General features: G+C 56.8%; 18 protein-coding genes. 11 read left to right on the forward strand and 7 right to left on the reverse strand.

From position 1 onward, the window contains the following. Positions 1 to 11: 11 nt before the first annotated feature. Positions 12 to 1352: an OprD family porin gene (locus AC1D2P_RS07115; protein WP_477811367.1), complete on the forward strand. Its 1341-nt coding sequence runs from the start codon at positions 12 to 14 to the stop codon at positions 1350 to 1352. A 221-nt stretch (positions 1353 to 1573) separates the two neighbouring features. Here AC1D2P_RS07115 and AC1D2P_RS07120 read toward each other — a convergent pair whose 3' ends face one another. Beyond that, positions 1574 to 2047 carry a MarR family winged helix-turn-helix transcriptional regulator gene (locus AC1D2P_RS07120; RefSeq protein WP_477811362.1) on the reverse strand — a complete coding sequence of 158 codons (474 nt, stop codon included), beginning with the start codon at positions 2045 to 2047 and terminating at the stop codon, positions 1574 to 1576. A 123-nt stretch (positions 2048 to 2170) separates the two neighbouring features. On the opposite strand from AC1D2P_RS07120, the gene AC1D2P_RS07125 reads away from it, so the two are divergent. Then, positions 2171 to 3043 carry an SDR family NAD(P)-dependent oxidoreductase gene (locus AC1D2P_RS07125; protein ID WP_477757355.1) on the forward strand — a complete coding sequence of 291 codons (873 nt, stop codon included), beginning with the start codon at positions 2171 to 2173 and terminating at the stop codon, positions 3041 to 3043. 21 nt (positions 3044 to 3064) lie between these two features. Here AC1D2P_RS07125 and AC1D2P_RS07130 read toward each other — a convergent pair whose 3' ends face one another. From AC1D2P_RS07130 to AC1D2P_RS07140, 3 genes are read right to left on the reverse strand one after another with little or no spacing between them, the layout of a single operon-like run. Further along, positions 3065 to 5320: a xanthine dehydrogenase family protein molybdopterin-binding subunit gene (locus AC1D2P_RS07130; protein ID WP_477811363.1), complete on the reverse strand. Its 2256-nt coding sequence runs from the start codon at positions 5318 to 5320 to the stop codon at positions 3065 to 3067. After that, on the reverse strand, positions 5317 to 5781 hold the full coding sequence (locus tag AC1D2P_RS07135; protein ID WP_477757357.1) for a (2Fe-2S)-binding protein: 465 nt from the start codon (positions 5779 to 5781) through the stop codon (positions 5317 to 5319). Before AC1D2P_RS07135 ends, AC1D2P_RS07130 begins: the two co-directional genes overlap by 4 nt. Then, entirely contained in the window at positions 5778 to 7052 is a 1275-nt protein-coding gene (locus tag AC1D2P_RS07140; protein WP_477757358.1) for a c-type cytochrome, read from the reverse strand. Before AC1D2P_RS07140 ends, AC1D2P_RS07135 begins: the two co-directional genes overlap by 4 nt. 238 nt (positions 7053 to 7290) lie before the next feature. Between AC1D2P_RS07140 and AC1D2P_RS07145 the strand changes: the two genes are divergently transcribed. From AC1D2P_RS07145 to AC1D2P_RS07160, 4 genes are all read left to right on the forward strand, one after another. Then, entirely contained in the window at positions 7291 to 8187 is an 897-nt protein-coding gene (locus tag AC1D2P_RS07145) for a LysR family transcriptional regulator (protein WP_477757359.1), read from the forward strand. 132 nt (positions 8188 to 8319) lie between these two features. After that, a complete protein-coding gene (locus AC1D2P_RS07150) occupies positions 8320 to 8964 on the forward strand; it encodes a DsbA family oxidoreductase (RefSeq protein ID WP_477757360.1) in 645 nt (214 codons plus the stop codon). Positions 8965 to 9002: 38 nt separating this feature from the next. Continuing rightward, positions 9003 to 10115, forward strand: a complete 1113-nt coding sequence (locus AC1D2P_RS07155; RefSeq protein ID WP_477757361.1) for an alkene reductase — start codon at positions 9003 to 9005, stop codon at positions 10113 to 10115. 53 nt (positions 10116 to 10168) lie between these two features. Then, positions 10169 to 11311 carry an FAD binding domain-containing protein gene (locus tag AC1D2P_RS07160; protein ID WP_477757362.1) on the forward strand — a complete coding sequence of 381 codons (1143 nt, stop codon included), beginning with the start codon at positions 10169 to 10171 and terminating at the stop codon, positions 11309 to 11311. Between the two features lie 147 nt (positions 11312 to 11458). Here AC1D2P_RS07160 and AC1D2P_RS07165 read toward each other — a convergent pair whose 3' ends face one another. Next, positions 11459 to 11716, reverse strand: coding sequence for a DUF2790 domain-containing protein (locus tag AC1D2P_RS07165; RefSeq protein ID WP_429512851.1), 258 nt, complete (start codon positions 11714 to 11716; stop codon positions 11459 to 11461). A 232-nt stretch (positions 11717 to 11948) separates the two neighbouring features. After that, positions 11949 to 12869 carry a LysR substrate-binding domain-containing protein gene (locus tag AC1D2P_RS07170; RefSeq protein WP_477757363.1) on the reverse strand — a complete coding sequence of 307 codons (921 nt, stop codon included), beginning with the start codon at positions 12867 to 12869 and terminating at the stop codon, positions 11949 to 11951. Between the two features lie 114 nt (positions 12870 to 12983). Between AC1D2P_RS07170 and metC the strand changes: the two genes are divergently transcribed. The 5 genes from metC to AC1D2P_RS07195 all read left to right on the forward strand — a co-directional run bounded on the left by metC (position 12984) and on the right by AC1D2P_RS07195 (position 17663). Beyond that, complete coding sequence (metC, locus tag AC1D2P_RS07175; RefSeq protein WP_477757364.1) at positions 12984 to 14138, forward strand: cystathionine beta-lyase; 1155 nt, start codon at positions 12984 to 12986, stop codon at positions 14136 to 14138. A 221-nt stretch (positions 14139 to 14359) separates the two neighbouring features. After that, a complete protein-coding gene (locus AC1D2P_RS07180; protein WP_477811364.1) occupies positions 14360 to 15010 on the forward strand; it encodes an amino acid ABC transporter permease in 651 nt (216 codons plus the stop codon). Further along, complete coding sequence (locus tag AC1D2P_RS07185; protein WP_477757366.1) at positions 15007 to 15792, forward strand: amino acid ABC transporter ATP-binding protein; 786 nt, start codon at positions 15007 to 15009, stop codon at positions 15790 to 15792. Before AC1D2P_RS07180 ends, AC1D2P_RS07185 begins: the two co-directional genes overlap by 4 nt. After that, positions 15764 to 16603 carry a transporter substrate-binding domain-containing protein gene (locus AC1D2P_RS07190; protein ID WP_477757367.1) on the forward strand — a complete coding sequence of 280 codons (840 nt, stop codon included), beginning with the start codon at positions 15764 to 15766 and terminating at the stop codon, positions 16601 to 16603. Before AC1D2P_RS07185 ends, AC1D2P_RS07190 begins: the two co-directional genes overlap by 29 nt. Positions 16604 to 16646: 43 nt before the next feature. Continuing rightward, on the forward strand, positions 16647 to 17663 hold the full coding sequence (locus AC1D2P_RS07195; RefSeq protein ID WP_477757368.1) for a succinylglutamate desuccinylase/aspartoacylase family protein: 1017 nt from the start codon (positions 16647 to 16649) through the stop codon (positions 17661 to 17663). A 184-nt stretch (positions 17664 to 17847) separates the two neighbouring features. Here the strand turns inward: AC1D2P_RS07195 and AC1D2P_RS07200 are convergent, their stop codons facing one another. Continuing rightward, positions 17848 to 18969, reverse strand: coding sequence for an amidohydrolase family protein (locus AC1D2P_RS07200; protein WP_477811365.1), 1122 nt, complete (start codon positions 18967 to 18969; stop codon positions 17848 to 17850). Between the last annotated feature and the right edge of the window lie 275 nt (positions 18970 to 19244).

The raw sequence follows: 19244 nt of genomic DNA on the forward strand, positions 1-19244 counted from the left end.
TTGGATGCAAAATAATGAAATGTACTTTGACTGTTGCAGCCGCCATGTATGTATTGGCGCAGCAAGCCCACGCGGCGGGTTTCATCGATGACAGTAAAGCGGCGCTTAAACTGCGTAACTTCTATATCAATAGCGATTACCGAGATTCAGCGACACCCGCTCAGAAAGCCGCCAACCAGAGTTATCAAGCGGAGTGGGGGCAAGCCTTTCAGCTCGAGTTCATATCGGGTTACACGCCAGGTCCCGTAGGTTTCGGTGTTGATGCGTTAGGTATGTTGGGTGTCAGGCTGGATTCAAGTGCTGGCAAGCATGGCAACCCAACGGGAACAAACTACGGCGGCATAGTATTTCCCAGCGACGGCGACCACGCGGTTGATGACGTGTCCAACCTGGGGTTGACCGGTAAGGTAAAAATATCCAAAACCGAGCTGAAGCTCGGAACCTTGGTCCCGAAACTGCCGGTGATCTTCAGCAATGACGGACGATTGTTGCCGCAAACTTGGCAAGGAACCCAGGTTACATCAGCAGATATCAAAGATCTGACCTTGGTGGGGGGACAAATTGATGAGGTGAAAGGGCGTAACTCCAGCAACAATGAAAACATGTCCATAGCGGGTGCGAACAATGCGGTCACGGGTCGCTTCAGTAATAAATTCATCTACGCCGGTGGCGATTATAAGCTGACTAAAGATCTAACCTTGCAGTACTATTACGGCAATCTGAAAGATTTTTATAAGCAGAACTTCCTTGGCCTCATTCATAACTGGGCAATCGGTCCTGGGGTGCTGACCAGTGATGTTCGATACTTCAACAGCAAAAATGATGGTGCGAATGGTCATGATCCTGCGTATTTCACGACGGGTTACTACGGTGGTAGTACATTAAAAGGGGAGGTCGACAATAACCTGTTGAGTGGGTTATTTACCTATGCCGTTGCAGGTCACACTTTCGGTGCAGGTTATGAGGTCAGCAATGGTAAAAGTGACTTCCCGTATTTAAATCAGGGTGATGGCCCAACTACCTACACCATTACGGAGATGCAGGTTCAGAAATTCGTTCGTGCTGGCGAAAAATCATGGCAAGCTCGTTACTCTTTTGACTTCGCAAAAGTGGGCTTGCCAGGTGCGACGGCGGGTGTTGTATATGTCAAAGGTGATGATATCAATACTATTGCTTCCAGCAATTCCAGCGAATGGGAACGAGATATTACGCTGGCCTATGTCGTTCAGTCGGGCCCGTTAAAAGGCTTTGGCGTGATGTGGAAAAATGCAATGGTGCGGAACAATATCCCTAATGCCCGTCAACAAGACGAGAATCGCGTGATTATAAATTACCAATTGGCGTTGTTTTAGTTTTTTAATCGAGACCGAGTCAGAGCATATAGCCAAGTATCAAAAAATGTATCCGGTGGTCCGGTCGTGTGTGACGGGCCGCTGTAACTGACAGGTAACACTTTTACGAGTGTTGCGTGTACATGTCGTTCTCTTCCAACGGCATGTTTTGTAGAAGAGTAACATTTCCCTTAGTTGGGGTAGGGCGGTGCGAGTGATCCTTCACCGCCTTTTTTATTCCTTCACGCTGATAGCCCGTTGAATCGACGCAGCAATTGCGTCAGTTGTCCCAGATCCTCATCGTTCCAGCCGTGGATACGCTGCCGAAAGACGTCGCCCTWGTGAACAATGGCCTGGCGGATTCTGGTCCGGCCTTGATGGCTCAAATTCAAAAGGGTGCCTCGACCATCCGAAGGATCTGGATGCGCCTCCACCAGTCCCAGATGGATGAGCCTTGCCGTCAACCTGCTCGTCGCGCTGCGATCCATCGCTACAGCTTCGGCGACACCACTGACCTTCGCCGGCCCGAACGCGTGTAGCCAGTGCGCGATATGGAACGCTGCCGGTGGCAACTCTGGGTGAAATTCGGCTGATGTCGCGACCGTCAGGGCACGCGAGGCACTCAGCAGCGCACTGAACTGTTCACCCAGCGCGAGAACCAGAAGCTCTCGATCGTGAGCGGGCTGAGTGAGCGATTTGTTTTCTGGTGGTTCCATTCCCTTCTGTTCCCGTTTCTGCCTGCGAAAGCCTGTCGGCGGTTTGTTCATGGACAAATATGCATTCGAGATTATAGTGGACTTTAATCCATTAAATGCCTTCGCGAACAGTGAAAAACCACAATGAATACCAATGTCACCATTGTCCTTACAGGCGCCACCAGCGGAATTGGTCAGCTTGCTGCCATCGAGTTGGCCAAGCGAGGTGCCCATCTCGTTCTGACTGCGCGTGACAAGACAAAGGCTGCTGCAACCTGCGAGCGCATTCATGCGGCTGTACCTGATGCGCGTATCGACGTTCATTACGCGGATTTCAGCAGCCTCGATTCCGTTGCGGCGCTCGGCTTTGAACTCGCTTCGCAATACGAGCGTATTGATGTGTTGATCAACAACGCTGGCATTCACGCATTTGAGCAGCGTGTCACCGTTGATGGTCACGCCGAGATGCTCGCGGTGAACTACCTCGCCCCCTGGCTGCTGACAAACGGCTTGCGAGATACGCTGGTTCGGTCGGCTCCTTCGCGAATTATCACTGTCGCTTCAGAGGCGTCGAGACGCAGCGGCGGGCTGGATCTGGAACGAGATATCTTCGACACCGCTCCATTCACGCGCCTTGGCTCTTCGAAGAGCTATTCGAAAACCAAGCTGATGGACATCATGTTTTCGCAGGAACTGGCGCGTCAGCTTCAAGACACCGGCGTTGCGGTGAACTGTCTGGACCCAGGCTTCAACGTCACGGGGCTTGGCCGCGAGCTGGGATTCTCTACGTTGCTGGCCAGGGCTCTAAATGGGTTGCGCATCGGTGATCCGCAGCGCGGTGCGGACATCATCGTCCGCTTGGCTACCGATTCAGATCTCTCTCCAGCATCGGGTGGCTACTTTTCGGTGAAGGACGCGAAACCTATACAGCCTACGCCTCCAGCGGATAACGTCACCGCCTGCCAGGAACTGTGGGAGGCGACGTCAGCCCTGCTCGCCAGACATTACAGGGCTTAACGTCAATACCGCCCGGATCGATCATGATCCCAATGCATCCTGCCAGCCACGTCGTGCCAGGGGCAGGTCGAGCAAGCGCTTGCCGGTGGCATCGTTGATGGCATTGCCCAATGCTGCGGCCATGGGCCCCTGGACGATTTCTGCGGCACCAAGGAATGGTTGATCCGGCTGATCAATCATGTGGACCTCGACCTGGTGCGGCATATCCGTAAAACGCATGATCGGATAGCCGCTCCAGTCGAAGCTATGCATGCCGCCTGCGTCATAGAGGATTCGTTCATAGAGCGTCCAACTCGCGGACTGCACGATGCCACCCTGGATCTGATTGAGCAGCCCGTCGGGGCTGACAATTTGCCCCACATCCACCGCGGCGACAACGCGATCAATCGTCACTTGCCCAGTCTGGCGCTGCACATGCAACTGCACGGCGATCGCGCAGTAACCCATGATGTTTTTGTAGCGGGCAAAGGCGAAGCCGATCCCGCTGCCGGGGCCCGTGGCTTTTTGCGGCCAGCGGAACTCAGCGGCCACGCGCTCCACCACCGCCCGTGCTCGCGGATCGCTCAAGTGATTCAGGCGAAATTGCACCGGGTCGATGGTGGCCGTGGCCGCCAGTTCATCGAGGGTGCTCTCGATGGCGAACACGTTGATATGGGCACCGAGCGAACGCATGGCAGAGGTCCTGAATGGCATGGTCAGCACAAAGTTCAGATCGACCTTCAGGTTGGGTATCTCATACAACGGAACGGCATTGCGGTCGCCGTCACCTTCGGGCTGAGCAATCGGGACTGAGGGTGCGGGGGTGAAGGGGTTGGCCAACAGCCACGCCGGCAACAAGCGCCCGGCATTGACGATACGTTCGTTGTGCGGGGTACTCCAGAGTTCGTATTTCCAGTCGCGAAGACGCCCACTGTCGTCCAGTCCCGCTTCCACCTCGGCAAGCATGGCCGAGCTGTAAGGTTCCCAGAGGGCTTCCTGTTCGCGCATCCATTGCACCCGTATCGGCTTGCCGGGAATGGCCATGGCAATCAATGCGGCATCGGCGGCGGCGTCATCGGCGCCGTTATGGCCATAGCAACCGGAACCTTCAGCGTGGATGCAACGTACTTGGGCCACCGGCAGACCGACCATCTCGGCGATACCCGAGCGCAGAGGGTAGACACCTTGGGTATGGGTCCAGACGGTCAATGTTCCATCCTTGAACCAGGCCACTGCGCAGGAAGGCCCGATGGAGCCGTGCATCAAGTATTGCTTGGTCACTCGGGCTTTGTAAGCTCGCGGTAGCGGTTGCGGGAGGTCACCCTTGGCACTCACCGGGTAGCGCCGCGCCGGTAATTCGGTGAGGAGTTGATGGATGTGTGTCGAGTCAGGTAGCGGGTTCCCTTCTGTCCAGCGGGCCTTGGCGTAGCCCTCGCGCATCGCTTTGACCGCCAGCCATTCATCGGTGGCGACCACTGCGAGGTAGCTGCCATTGCGGACCAGTTTCACCACTCCGGGAAGTTTCCTGAGGGCGGCCTCATCAATTTCAAGAAGCTGACTGCCACGCCGGGGCGGACGTATCACACGGGCGTGCAGCATATCGGGCAGGCGCATGTCCTGCACATAGGCCGCGCCGCCGCTGACTTTGGCCGGGATGTCCAGCCGAGGCAACGATTTGCCGATCAGGGTGAAGCTGCTGGCTGGCTTGAAGGGCGAGTTGGCCGATRCAAAGCGATGCAGCTGAACCCCCACCACTGCCTGTGCGTAGGTCATGCTGCGGCCTTGTGCATCGTAGATCACCGCATCCCGCGTAGTCAGGCTGTCGATGCTGCGCTGCCATTGCCGCGCTGCGGACTCGAGTAACAACTGACGCACTTGGGCCGCGGCGTTGAAAAGCGCAGTGCCGCTGTCGACGATGGTATGGCTGCCGGCGGTGTAACCCTCATTGGGTGTCAGCGCGGTGTCGGCGGTGAGAAAGCGGATGAGCTCAGGTGGCACTTCAAGGCGTTCAGCGGCGATCTGCAGGAGCGCAGTTTTGACACCGGTGCCCAGCTCCACTTTGCCGGTGTAGACGGTGATGCCATCTTTCGCATCGATGCGGATCCAGGCGTCCAGATAGGGCGTGGCCCGCAGGCTGCCGGGCAGATCAGGAGCCAGGATTGCCGTTCCCAAGGTGTCCACTTCGGTGTCGGCGAAAGCGCGGGGAATGCCCGGAAGCATCGCGAACCCCATCACCAAAGCCCCGTTTATCACGAAGGCGCGGCGGCTCAGATTGACGGCTTGCGTGGGGCTTTTCATACCTTGCCTCCCTGCGTGACGACCGACTTGATCGCGGCCAGGATGCGCACATGGGTGCCGCAGCGGCACAAGTTGGGCGCCATGTGGCGGCGGATCGTTTCATCGTCTGGCTTCGGGTTGGCCTCCAACAGCGCCTGTGCCCGTACGATCATTCCCGCGATGCAATAACCACACTGGGCGGCCTGTTCGTCGATAAAGGCTTTCTGCAACGGCCCCGGTTGGTCGGCGCTGCCCAGGCTCTCCACGGTGCGCACCGATTTGCCCGCCAGCGCGCCGCACGGCGTCAGGCAGGAAAACACCGGTTTGTCGTTCACTAACACAGTGCAGGCGCCGCATTGACCCAGGCCGCAGCCGTATTTGGCGCCATTGAGCCCTACCTGGTTGCGCAAGGCATACAGCAGGGGCATGTCGTCCGCGATGTCCAGTTCGTGAGTCTTGCCGTTGATGTCAAGTGTGATCACGGTTGCTGCTCCTGAGCCCGAATACTTTGGATTGTCTTGTCGAGATCCGTCCAGGGTCGGTTCGCACAGCTTTCGTTGCGCAGGTACTCGGCAAGTGCAGCCACATGGGTGTCGTCCAGGTTGTGGGCGAAGGCGGGCATGTAGTGGCTGGAAGCGGCGCTGGACATCGGGATGCCCTGCAGGATGGTCTGGATCAAATTGCGTGGCGAGTCCGCCATCACCGCCGAGGTGTTCGCCAATGCCGGCCGCGATTCAATGACGCGCATCGGCGCCGCGCTGCCATGGCAACTCGCGCAGGCGCCGTCGAACAACGCGGCGCCCAGTAGCGCCCTGGCGCTGGGCTTGACCCCAGAGATGCAGGACGGCGATGGGGCATCCGATGAAGTTTTCTTGAGGTCAAGAATGTACTGCGCGATGGCCTGCGCATCTTCCGCCGGCAATTGCGCAATGCTCAGGCTGACCGGCAACATCGGGCCCGCCGCTGCGCCATGTCCTTCGGCGACCTCGCCCGTCAGATAGGCGACCAACTGGGCTTCATTCCAAGGGTGTTGCGCCTCGCTCATTCCGGGCAGGGCAGGAGCTGTCCAGCCGTCGACGACGCCACCGTTGAACAGTTCGCTGCCTTTCTCCCCGCCAATAAGATTCAGAGGCGAATGGCACGATGAACAGTGTCCCGCGCCCTCTACCAGATAACGTCCGCGGTTCCATTGTGCTGATCGGTCGGGAAGTGGTTCCAGTGGATCGCCATGCAGGAACAGTAAGTTCCAGAAAGACACCAGCGGACGGAAGTTCATGGGGAAGACCATATGATTTTCCGGTGCGGTGTAGTTGATCGGGTCCACGCTCATCAAGAAGGCATAGGCGTCGGCAATATCGGCATCGCTCATCTTCCGGTAATGCACGTAGGGGAAGGCCGGATAGAGAAAGTGGCCGTCACGCGCGATGCCTTCACGCATGGCCCGTTTAAAGGCGTCCAGCGACCACTGACCGATACCGGACTCCGGGTCCGGGGTGATGTTGGTGGTGAATAGGGTTCCGAAGGGCGTTACCAGCGGCAAACCGCCGGCCATGTAGGCGCCCCCTGGCCGTGTGTGACAGACCGCACAGTCGCCTGCTTCGACGACGCGGCGGCCTCTGTCCAGCGTCTCGCGATCAGCATTCAGGTGTTGGCTGACAGTGGCAATTTCCGGCCTCCACATCATCCAGAACGCAAACCCTAACCCCACGACGCCGATTGCCAGAACGGCACCGATGATCGTCTTGCGCTTCATCGCCTTACCTCTCGAGCTGAATTAACGACAGATTTTTCAATCCACCGCGTGCGATTGGCGTACGGCGATTTTCCATGTCGTGAGCTTAGAGAGGGCGCTTGTGATGGAGTACCCCATCAAGGCGCAACGCTACATTGCGCCAGGCGCAACGGCGGCAGAATTAACAACCGTTAACTCGCGCAGGGTGCGCCCATGTCCAAAGATACGCACTCAAGGAACGTAATGACGGAAGGGTTTCATGGACAAGCTGCTCGCACTGAAAATATTCATCCAGTCAGTAGACTCCAAAGGCTTTTCGTCTGCCGCCAGGCAACTTAACCTGGCGACCTCTTCAGTGACCAGAATGATCGACAGGCTTGAGGATGACCTGGGGGCCGTACTGCTGAATCGCTCGACCCGGCAAGTCACGTTGACCGATGCCGGTGGTGTGTACTACCTGAAAAGCCGGGATATTCTGAGCGCCATGGCTGACGCCGACGAGTCAGTCTCGGACCGGGGTGAAGTGCCTGCGGGACAGTTGCGTATCTCAGTGCCCGTGGCGTTTGGGCAGCGTCTTATTGCCCCTCATATCGGCGCGCTTTTATCGCGCTATCCCCTGCTCGTACTGGATATGACGCTATCGGACGACATCGTCGACTTACTCGGCGAGCGCATAGATCTCTCGATCCGGATGGGGTCTCCAGCGGCTATGGAAACGGTGGTCAGCCGCTGCATCGGCAGCTTTCGCCGTCGCGTAGTCGCCAGCGCCGAGTACCTGAAAGCCCGTGGATTTCCCGACCGGCCCATGGACCTCATGCAACACGAGTGCATGTGCTTCAACTATGGCGCGCCACAGCAGTTCTGGACATTTACAGAGCAGGGCCAAGAGCTGCGCGTGCCCGTCGAAGGGCAATTCAAGAGCAACAATACCGAGGTCTTGCGCGAAGTGGTGCTGGCCGGGTGCGGGGTGGCGCTGTTACCCGATTGGTTGGTCAATGATGACATCGACAGTGGTCGATTCACGTCCTTGTTCGACGCTTTTGTCGTCAATCCGAACAGCGCCAGTTCAGCGATCTCGGCCTTGTACCTGCCCAATCATCGCGGCTCGAAACGTATCAATGCGTTCATTGATTTCCTCACCGAATTACTCAAGTAGCAAAGCCAGTCAAAGGCGTGATGGGCTCATCGTTGCGTTTTGCGAAAAGCAACGTTGTGCAGCGGGTGGATTCTCTGACGGCGCTCCGGCACCTACCTTGAGGGGGTGAAACATTCAACCACGGAGACCGTCATGAGTTTGCACGCATCCAAAATTCAGGTGACTTACGACTTCATTTGCCCATGGTGCTGGATCGGTGAGGAAAATCTTGAGCGCGCGCTGGCCGCTTCGGGTTTTTCAACGGACCGCCCAATCAGTTTCCTGCCTTATCAGTTGAACCCGGACATGCCTGTTCGAGGCATGGATCGCAAAGCCTATCGCTCTGGCAAGTTCGGCAGCTGGGCGCGTAGCCAGGCCATGGACGCACAGGTCACTCACGCCGGTAAGGCCGTCGGCCTTGAGTTCGATTATGAGCGAATCGAAAAAACGCCCAACACCCTGGCCGCGCATCGGTTGGTATGGCGCGAGCAACAGGTGGGTCGAGACGCTTCCTTGCTAGTCAAGGCCATTTTCAAGGCGTACTTCGGCGAGGGGCGGGATATCGGCAACCTCTCTGTGCTGGCCGACATCGCTGCCGAAACCGGGCTGGACCGCGAGGCCATCGTCGACTTTCTCAACACCGATGCCGGCACGGCTGAAGTCTTGAAGCTCGAAGCCCAAACCAAGGCGTCCGGTGTGCGCTCGGTGCCGAGTATCCAGATCGCAGATGACGTGATCAGTGGCGCCCAGCCCATCGAAATAATGATCCAGATACTGAAACGAAGCCAAGCCGCCTAAGGCGTTTTTTTCAATCCCTATCCATTCAGGAAATCATCATGACTCATCACTTGTTCAGCCCTATCAAGCTCGGTCAATTAACCCTCGATCACCGCGTCGCCATGGCGCCTCTGACGCGCTCGCGGGCGGGGCAACCTGGCAACGTACCGACATCGATGAACGTCGAGTACTACCGTCAGCGTGCCAGTGCCGCCTTGATCATTACCGAGGCTACACAGATTTCGCAGCAGGGCCAGGGTTACGCCTGGACGCCCGGCATCCATAGCGACGAGCAGATTCAGGGCTGGAAGGCTGTCAGCGAGGCCGTGCACGCAGAAGGCGGGCGCATTTTCCTGCAGCTCTGGCATGTGGGGCGAGTGTCGCACCCGGTGTTCCAGCCCGGCGGCGGCTTGCCGGTGGCACCGACCGCGCAGCCAGTGCCCGGCAAGACCTTCATCCTGAATGAAGAGGGCGAGGGCGTATGGGGTGATGTACCTGTTCCTCAGGAGCTGGACATTCCAGGGATCGAAGCGATCGTAGCCGACTTCCGCAAGGCCGCTCGCAACGCGATTCTGGCCGGTATGGATGGTGTGGAAATTCACGCGGGCAATGGCTACCTGCTCGACCAATTCATCAACAGCGCCAGCAATCAGCGAAGTGATCGCTACGGGGGAAGTATCGAAAACCGTGCGCGGTTGTTGCTTGAAGTCGTGGAAGCCGTGACCGCTGAAGTAGGTGCCGAACGCGTAGCTGTCCGCTTGACACCGATGGGACGTTTCATGGGAATGGGCGATGACACCCCGGAACAAACCTTTGGCTACATCGCATCGCGGCTCAATCACTGGAATCTCGCTTACCTGCACCTGGTAGAGCCGATGATGGTCGGCACAGTGCTCGATGAAAGTAACGATCCACGCTGGGACGCGATCATCAAGCAACTGCGTACTGACTTCCACGGCGTTCTGATGTTGGCGGGTGGCTACTCCGGCGAAACGGCCGAACAGGCCATTGCGCAGGGCCGTGCAGACCTCATTGCGTTTGGTCGCCCGTTCATTGCCAACCCCGACTTGCCGGCTCGCTTGCGCGGTCGCAATGAACTCAACGTGGCGGACGGCAATAGCTTTTTTGGCGGCGACGCCAAGGGGTACATCGACTATCCGGTGTTGGCATAACGCAACGCTAAACCCCGCGCTTGGGGAATCACCCTGCAACGAGGAGAAAGGTCATGAAGAGTTCAGGCGTTCCGACGGCCTTGGTCATCGGTGGTTCCCTGGGAGGGCTGTTCGCCGCCACGGCGTTACGCGCGATTGGTTGGCACGTCGATATTTTCGAGCGGTCGCCGGCAGCGATGGATAGCCGTGGCGGTGGCATTGTTCTGCAAGCGGACGTCCTGCAACATTTCCGCTATGCGGGCATTCATCATGCAGGCGCGCTCGGTGTCCGGTCCCATGATCGTCTTTACCTGGATCGAGCTGGTAGCGTGGTGCATAAAGAGCCGATGCCGCAAACCCAGACGTCCTGGAACACACTGTACAGCTCATTGTTTTCTGCATTTCCCGCCGAACATTATCACCGTGGCAAGACGCTGGTGGATCTGGCTCAGAACGAGCACCGAGTGACTGCGATTTTCGCCGATGGCAGCAGTGCCGAGGCAGACCTGCTGATTGGCGCTGATGGCGCGGGTTCAACCGTGCGAAGCGTGGTGTTGCCTGGAACAGTACCCAGCTATTCGGGGTATGTGGTGTGGCGCGGGCTGGTCGATGAAGAGCAACTTCCAGACTTCGCCAAAATGCAGCTTTACGAGGATTTTGTTTTTCAACAAGACCCTGAATCGCTGATGTTGGAATACATGGTGCCGAGCGTGAGTGGCTCTGTGAATCCTGGCGAGCGTCGGTTCAATTGGCTGTGGTATTTGAAAGCGGCACAAGGGGCGGAACTGGACGCGCTGCTCACAGACAGCCATGGACAGCGGCGCAGTCACTCCATTCCACCCGGGGCCTTGGCCGCTGGGCAGGATGCTTACATACGGGACATGGCACAGCGGCAGGCGAACCCGGCTTTTCGTGAATTGATTCGCCAGACACAGGATATTTTTGTGCAAGCGATCCTTGACCTGAAAGTCCCTCAAATGGTGTTTGGCCGTGTGCTGTTGACTGGCGATGCCGCCTTCGTGCCGCGTCCTCACACCGCCGGAAGCACGGCCAAGGCTGCCCGCAATGCATTTTCCCTGGCTCAAGCCATCAACGACACTGACGACCTCGACAATGCCCTGCAGACCTGGCAGCAACAGCAACTTGCAGAAGGCAAGCGCATGGGGGATTGGGGCGTGAGTATGGGCAATCGGATTATGGGTATTGCTCAAGCCTGATTCGATGGCTCACACCGGATTTATTGGCGGGATGAAAGCGGGGTGTAACTGTGGAATGAGTGCAGTTTTCCAGACTGAATAAAAAAGAGGAGATTAGCTTCAGATCGAAGCTATCTCCTCTTTTTTGCATCTGTATCCTTTGACGCATTAACCATTCTGGCAGTCGCCACCCAGTATCTTGTATTGCAGGTTGTGCGTCGTGCCCTTGTGATCCACATACACCATGTGCGCGTCCACCGGGCCGCAAGCGTTCTGAGTGTCCTCGACCGAAGTGATGTCGATGACCTTGGCGATATCCAGGTGTTCGGAATAGTTGTACTGCTCAGGTTCAGGGATCGAGGCGGTGTTGTTGGCGCCGTCATGGGCTGAAGCGTAAACGCTAAACATCATGAGTGAGGCGAGCATTGCATATTTCATCAGGGTGTCTTCCAGTAAGAGTCAGAGAGGAAGCAAGATCTCTTGGTTGCTTCTGGCGCTGATTGTGAGACTGAAAAGTGTTTTAAAAAAATCTTCAGTTTGGATACTCGGCATCATCGGAATTGATGTGGCGCGGGTTGACTCATGAGTGCGCAATCCTGATGGATTGAATAATCCTTAATAGTGAAAGAGTTTTCTCTGTCAGATTTTTGCAGGCGTTCTATTGGATGGCTGACACTTTGCTTCGAGCTCTTTTCAGATCTTTGTTCAACTGGATACGCATGCCACTAATGAACTGTCTGGCGTTATCGGGCAAGGGTTTACCGGGGCGAAGGATAAGAATGCTGGAAAAGCGCACGTCGATGCTGAAAGGCTTTACAACCAATCCCCGGTCAAGAAAATCACACACCGTAATCGGCGCTACCACGCCTACGCCCTGTCCGAGCAGGGCCAGTTCGCAGATGGTGTGTGCGTAAGGGGTCTCGATGCGTACTTTTAACTTTACCCCTGCCGCCGCCATTGAGTCCTCGAGCCGGTGTCTGCTGCTGTCTTCGGGGTTGAGGGCTATAAAGTCGACATCGGCCAGATCGGCGGGATGGATGATTTTTCGCTTGGCCAGCGGGTGGGAGGCATGCATCACTACGTAGCCCATGGTGTCGACAAAAGGCGAATGCTCTAGCCCCGCGACAGGCATCTCATCGGCCATCAGGCCAAAGTCACATTGGCCGGCGGCCACTTCCTGATGCACTTCACGGGAGCTGAGGATTTTCAGCGAAACCTGGATATCTCTTTTGCCGGGCTCGAAAGCCGCCAATGCACGGGGTACGAATGAATTGCCCAGGGCTGGGTGGGCGGCCACTACCAGGCGCCCGATACCATATTGGCGCAGGCTTTTGATGCGGTGCTCGATCGCCTCGAAGCCCATGTAGAACTTGTCGACATCCACCATCAGTGCCGTGGCTTCCTGGGTTGGCACCAGGCGCCCACGGGCACGAACGAACAGTTGCAGGCCCGAACTGTCCTCCAGTTTACGGATGGCCTGACTGACCGCCGGCTGGGAAATACCCAGCATGTTGGCAGCCTTGATGGTGCTGCCGGCGTTCACCACCGCGCGAAAAATCTCGATCTCACGAAAGCCCATGCCAGTTCCATCACCCTATAAGTTCAGCTTATAGGGTAAATAGTTTCCAGTGTTGTTGCCAGTTGCTTTCAAGAACAGACTCGGTTCACACAACAACACGGGGTTTTTTCCATCATGAGCTTTAAAGATCACGCCGATAATCCGTTTGCCAGCTTGTCACCTGCCGTGTGGCGGGCGTCCACCGTGGTATTTGATTCGTTCGAAGATTTCGCTGCACGCAAAAAGCGTCAACCCGACGGCTACAGCTACGGCGTGACGGGAACACCGACGGCTCGCGGCCTGGAGCGGCGAATTGCCGACCTCGAACATGCGAGACATTGCGTGCTGACACCCTCTGGCCAAGCGGCCTTGATGGCCGTAGTGATGGGGTTTGTGCGGGCCGGCGATCACCTTCTGGTGTCGGATTCCGCCTATGGGGGCTTGAAGGCATTTGCCAGCTACTGGCTAGCCGAACTGGGCATCGACGTCGAGTATTACCCGCCCACGGTGGATGGCGAAATCGAGGCGCTGATCAAGTCCAATACCAAGATGATCTGCATCGAGGCCCCGGGCACCATCACCATGGAGATGCAGGACGTCGATGCCATCGTGGCCATTGCCAAGCGACATGGCGTGCTGACCATGATGGATAACACCTGGGCCAGTCCTTTGTATTTCCGTGCCTTGGAGCATGGTGTGGACTTTGCCGTGGAAGCGGCGACCAAACTGTTTGGCGGGCATTCCGACCTGTTGATGGGCAGCATCAGCATGAATGACTTCAGCCACTATGAAATCCTGCGGGAAACCCAGAGTGTGTTGGGCCTGGCGGTCAGTCCGGAAGACTGCTTCCTGGTGATGCGCGGTCTGGATACTTTCCCGCTACGGATGCATGAGCAGAGCCGCAACACGCTGAAAATCGCGCGCTGGCTGGAGAGTCATCCGCTGGTCACCGATGTCCTGTTCCCGGCCCTGGAAAGTCACCCCGGCCATCGAGTCTGGAAGGAGCAGTTCGAAGGAAGCGGATGCTTGTTTTCCTTCATCCTTAAACCAGCGCCAGAAGAAGCCTTCAGCAAGTTTTTCAACGCCCTTGAGCACTTTCCCATCGGCGCCAGTTGGGGGGGCACCCATAGCCTTGTTGCCTATTACCCCGCCAACCAGCAGAAGGCTCGCAAGTTTGCCCTGACCGATCAGCCGATCATTCGTATTTCCATTGGCCTGGAAGATCCCGATGTGCTCATCGCGGACCTGGAAAAAGCACTGCGTCAATATCAATCGTTCACCGAGGCCTGACCACCGATCCGGGTCGGCGAAACACCAGAATTCGCCACTCGTTGCACAATTGAACAGCTGCCACCTTAAGGTCCTCACATCGAGCCGACCTGAAGAAAGGATGGAAAAAATGACAATAAAGAACAGCGTTCTGAACACGTGTTGCAAAAATACCGAAGTCAACGCAGAGCTTATCAAGGCCAAGGAAAGGCACGGGTTTGTTGCAGCAGAGGAGCCGTGACATGTTCGAACTATTGATTCGTTCGTGGCCGCTGCTCAAGACCGCCATATGGGTCACTGTGTGGCTGGGGCTGGGAGCCTTTGTCTTTGGTTCGATCCTCGGCATGTTGATCGCACTGATGAGAAACTCTACTTACCGACTGCTGCGATTTATGGCGTTCATGTATGTGTCGGTTTTCCGTGGTACTCCGTTATTAGTGCAGCTCCTTCTGATTTACTTCGGATTGCCTAATTACGGTATCGACTTGGGGCCGATAACGTCATCGTTGATTGCTCTAAGTCTGTTTTCCGCTGCTTATCTGAGCGAGAACTTTCGCTCGGGTATCAATGCGGTTGACGTGGGGCAATGGGAAGCGTCGTTTGCGATGGGCATGGGGTATTGGAAGTGCCTGCAAAGAGTCATCCTGCCCCAGGCCATGCGTGTCGCGTTACCGTCCGTAGGCGGGCAACTGGTGGCGTTGATCAAGGACACTTCCCTGGCGTCGATTATTACCGTGGTGGAAATGACCAGTGTTGCTCAACAAATGGGGGCCGCGACTTTCCGTTACATGGAGATGTTCCTGATAGTCGGGTTTATCTATTGGTTGATCAACCAATGCCTGACGCTGGTTCAAACCTATATCGAAGGTCGGTTGTCGAGGCGTATGTCATGAGTGAATTGAAAATCAATGTTCAGGGCTTGTCCAAGTCGTTCGGAAACTTGCTCATCCTGAATAACATCGATCTGCAAATACGCTGCGGTGAAGTGGTGGTCATCCTTGGCCCTTCGGGTTCCGGGAAAACAACGTTGCTGCGCTCGCTCAACTTCCTCGCACAGGCGGACAGTGGTGCGTTGGAGGTCTGCGGGCATCGGGTCACCCTCAGGCCAGGCCACGCGCTAAGTCATGACGATCAGGCGCAAATCGCGGCTCTGCGGCGCAAAACCGCCATGGTCTTCCAGTCATTCAACCTGTTCCCGCACATGACCGCTTTGGAGAACGTGATCGAAGGTCTGGTCAGCGTCAAGCATGTGCCCAGGCGTGTGGCGATGATTCGGGGGCGAGAGTTGCTGGCGCAGGTGGGCCTGGCCGACAAGGCCATGTTCTATCCCGCGCGGTTGTCGGGCGGGCAGAAACAGCGGGTGGCCATCGCCCGGGGATTATCGATGACACCGGAAGTGATTCTGTTCGATGAACCGACTTCGGCGCTGGACCCTGAGTTACGCGATGAAGTGCTCACCGTCATGCGGGAACTGGCGGATGCCGGCATGACCATGGTGATCGTCACCCACGAAATGAGCTTCGCCCGGCAGGCGGCTGATCGGGTGATTTTTATGGAGGGCGGGCTGATTTTGCACGACACCTCTCCCGCGGAGTTCTTTGGTTCCAAGAGCAATGAACGTATCCAGCAATTTATTCGAATGGGGCATGCAGATCATGAATACACCAATGTTTAAACGTTACTTTCAGGGGCTGGTTTGTGGGTTGGCGCTGATTTCTTGTTCATGGGTACACGCCACCGAAGATGACTCGTTATCTCGTCTGGTTAAAACCGGGACCGTTCGCGTTGCTAATACCCAGACCAGTCCGCCCCTGAGTTTTATTAACGCTGAGAATAAACCGGATGGCTATGACATCGCTGTGGCCCGGGAAATTTTCAAACGCCTCGGCGTGCCGAACGTCGAATTTGTCGCGGATAAGTTTTCAAGTTTTGTCCAAAGCATTCAGACCCGAAAGTATGACGTGGTGATCAACGGCATGACCAAAACCCCGGATCGGGCGGCCGTGGTGGACTTCACATCGCCCTACGGTGTTGAAGAGTTTCGTATCTGGGTGAATGTAAAGAATGTCGACATACAGGATGTCGCCAGTTTAAAGGGCAAAAAAGTGGGGGCAAGTCTGGGCACCAGTAATGAGTTGTGGGAACGGCAGAATCTGAAGGAGTCGGAAATACTGACGTATGACGCCGGCGGCCTGCTTTACAACGATCTGGCGCTCGGGCGACTGGATGCGATTATCGAGTCCTATTTCGCCGGCAAGAAAATGCAGGAAGTGAATCACTTGCCGATCAAGCTGGCGGGTGAGCCGGTGGCTTATTCATTAGGCGCTGCCGTTGTACCGAAAGGCGCGGATGCACTCCGGCTGGCAATGAACGAGGCCATCGCCGGCATGATCGCGGACGGAACGATCACGCGTCTGGCGAAGCAGTATTTGGGTGACGATTATGACGTGGTGGGGGATCTGGCGAGGTCGGAATACAAATGGTGAGCCCAAGTTATCTCGTGAGTCTTCATTTATCCTGGAGTAAGCAATGAGTACCGCCAACCCGATCAAAAGCGATATCGACTTCGATGCCCCGGGCAAACAGGTTGGATACCTGCGTCTTCCTCATTCGGTGAACCGCTCTGCCTATGGCTGGATTCCAATCCCAGTGGCATCCATCCGCAATGGCACGGGGCCGACGTTCCTGATTACGGCCGGCAGTCATGGCGATGAATATGAAGGTCAGATCATCGTCGCCCGTCTGATTCGAGAACTGCAGCCGTCGATGATTCAAGGCCAGGTCATCTTGTTGCCGATGACCAACTTCCCGGCAGCGGAGGCGGGGACCCGTACGTCGCCGCTGGACGACGGCAATCTCAATCGTCTGTATCCGGGCAACCCCGCCGGTACGCCGACACAGGTCATCGCCCACTACATCGAGTCGGTGTTGCTGGCCCGGGCCGAGTACATGGTCGATTTGCATTCTGGCGGCACCTCGTTGATCTATGAAGGGGCCAATATGATGGGGCTGGAACCGCGAGATGCCGAGGAGGAGGTGCGGGTCAGTGGGTTGCTCAGGGCGTTCGGTTTGCCCAAGGCATTTCTGTACCAGCCCAACCCTGTCAATGTGACCGCTGCCGCTCGCCGCCAAGGCGCCATCTGCTTTCTCACCGAGTTGGGAGGTGGCGGCCAGGTGAGCTCCGGGTTGGTGGACTTGGCTCGCCAGGGCCTACTGAACCTGCTGGCCCATGTCGGGATACTGAGCGGCGAACTGGTTCCGGCATCGGCGCCGGCTGTTCCTCGGATGATGCGGATCGAGAAGGGTATTCATTACGTCTACGCCCTCAACGCCGGGCTGTGGGAGCCGCTGGTGGAACTGGGTGATCAGGTTGAAGCCGGGCAGCCTGCGGCGTTGATTCATTTCCCTGACGACCCTTTGCGTGAGCCCGTGACGGTGTACTTTGCCGGAAGTGGCGAGGTAATTTGCAAGCGCGCCCTGGCCCAGGTCCGTGTTGGCGACTGTCTGCTGGAACTGGCGGGAGCCCGGTCGGGGAATATGGGCTGAGCTCACCTGAAACAAATCTTATGACGTACCCGGTTGCGCTGATCATTGAGCGATTGATGATGAGTGCAACTTTGCGTTTGCGTTGGCCTCATCCTGTGTTGTTGGTCGACCGCTACTGCTGGAACGACACGCAAAAAAAAGGCCGGTCAGACCGGCCAAAGGGAAATCGGGCGTTTCGCCAATGCTATGCGGGAAGTCTCAGGATTCTGGCCGCGTTGGTGCCGAGCACTGCCGCTTTCTCGCGCGGACCCAAGCCTACACTTTCGACAAAACGCACCGGCTGTTCATAGCCCATGTCGAAGCAGTAGTCGCTGCCCAGTACCAGATGGTCGATACCGACGTTCGCGATCAAATAGTCCAGCACTGGACCGGAATGCGACACGGTGTCGTAGCTGAATCGCGTCAAGTAGCTGCTCGGCTTTTGGGCCAGGCGCCGTGTCTCAGGACGTGAGGTCCACCCGGCATCGAGACGTCCCACGAGAATTGGCAAAGCACCACCGGCGTGAGGCAATGACACATGCAGTTGTGGGTATTGATCCAATACTCCGCCGAGGATCAGGTGTGACGCGGCGATAGCGGTATCGAACGGGTTGCCCAGCAAATTGCTCAAGTAGTAGTTGCTCAGGCGGGTGCCGCCGACCGTTTGTTGCGGGTGCAGGAATACCGGGAGTCCCAGCTGTTCTATGCGGGCAAAGATTGGCGCGAAACGCGGATTGTCCAGGTCCAGGCCGTTGATGTTGGTGCCCATGTACACCCCCCGAACCCCAGGCAATTCGGCTGCGCGTTCCAACTCGGCAATGGCATCGTCAGCCTCTAGCATCGGCAACGYGGCCAACACCACAAAACGTTGCGGGTGTTGGCGATGCACTGTCGATGCGGCATCGTTCCAGGCACGTGCCAGGCGGGCATTGAGTTGTCGATCTGCCCAGTACACCATCGGCACGCTAAGGGACAACGCCTGAACATCGACGCCGGAGTGGTCCATGTCGAGCAAGCGCGCCTGCACATCAATAAATTTCAAGGGCAGGGGGCCTAATCCACCGGCCGGGGTGGCGAAGCTGAACGTCGTTTCCTGGCGGTTATAGCTTCCACCGAACGCTTTGCCTTCACTTCCCAAGAGGTGTAAGAACTCTTCAGGGTAGTAATGCGCGTGGATGTCCACCGATCGCACCGGGACGTCGGTGCCTTTCTTGATCGGTGCCGCTGAGGAGGGTGATAGACGAGTAACCAGCAGGCCACCCGCGGTAGCTGCCATGATGCCCAGGAGTTGGCGGCGGGTCTTTGTAAGACAGCAGGGGCATTGCATCGTTGATCTCCTTTTTATTGTTGTCGTAGCGAGTTCAGGTGCGTGCCTGGTTACTTGCGCGGCCACTGAGCGACTGGCTTCCGCCGTGGGCATGTACCTGCTCCGAAATGCTCTATTAATCAATCGATCATTTGATGATTTTTGATTATCATCTGATCAATTGGAAGATCGCAAGCCTCTTTTATCAATCTGGCCACTGAGCACAGTCATGCAAGACTCTCATTGCCTGGTCATGCACAGTCGCTACCTTTACCTTTCGATCTCGGAATCCATTC

This window comes from Pseudomonas sp. P1_F1_2 (assembly GCF_056405815.1).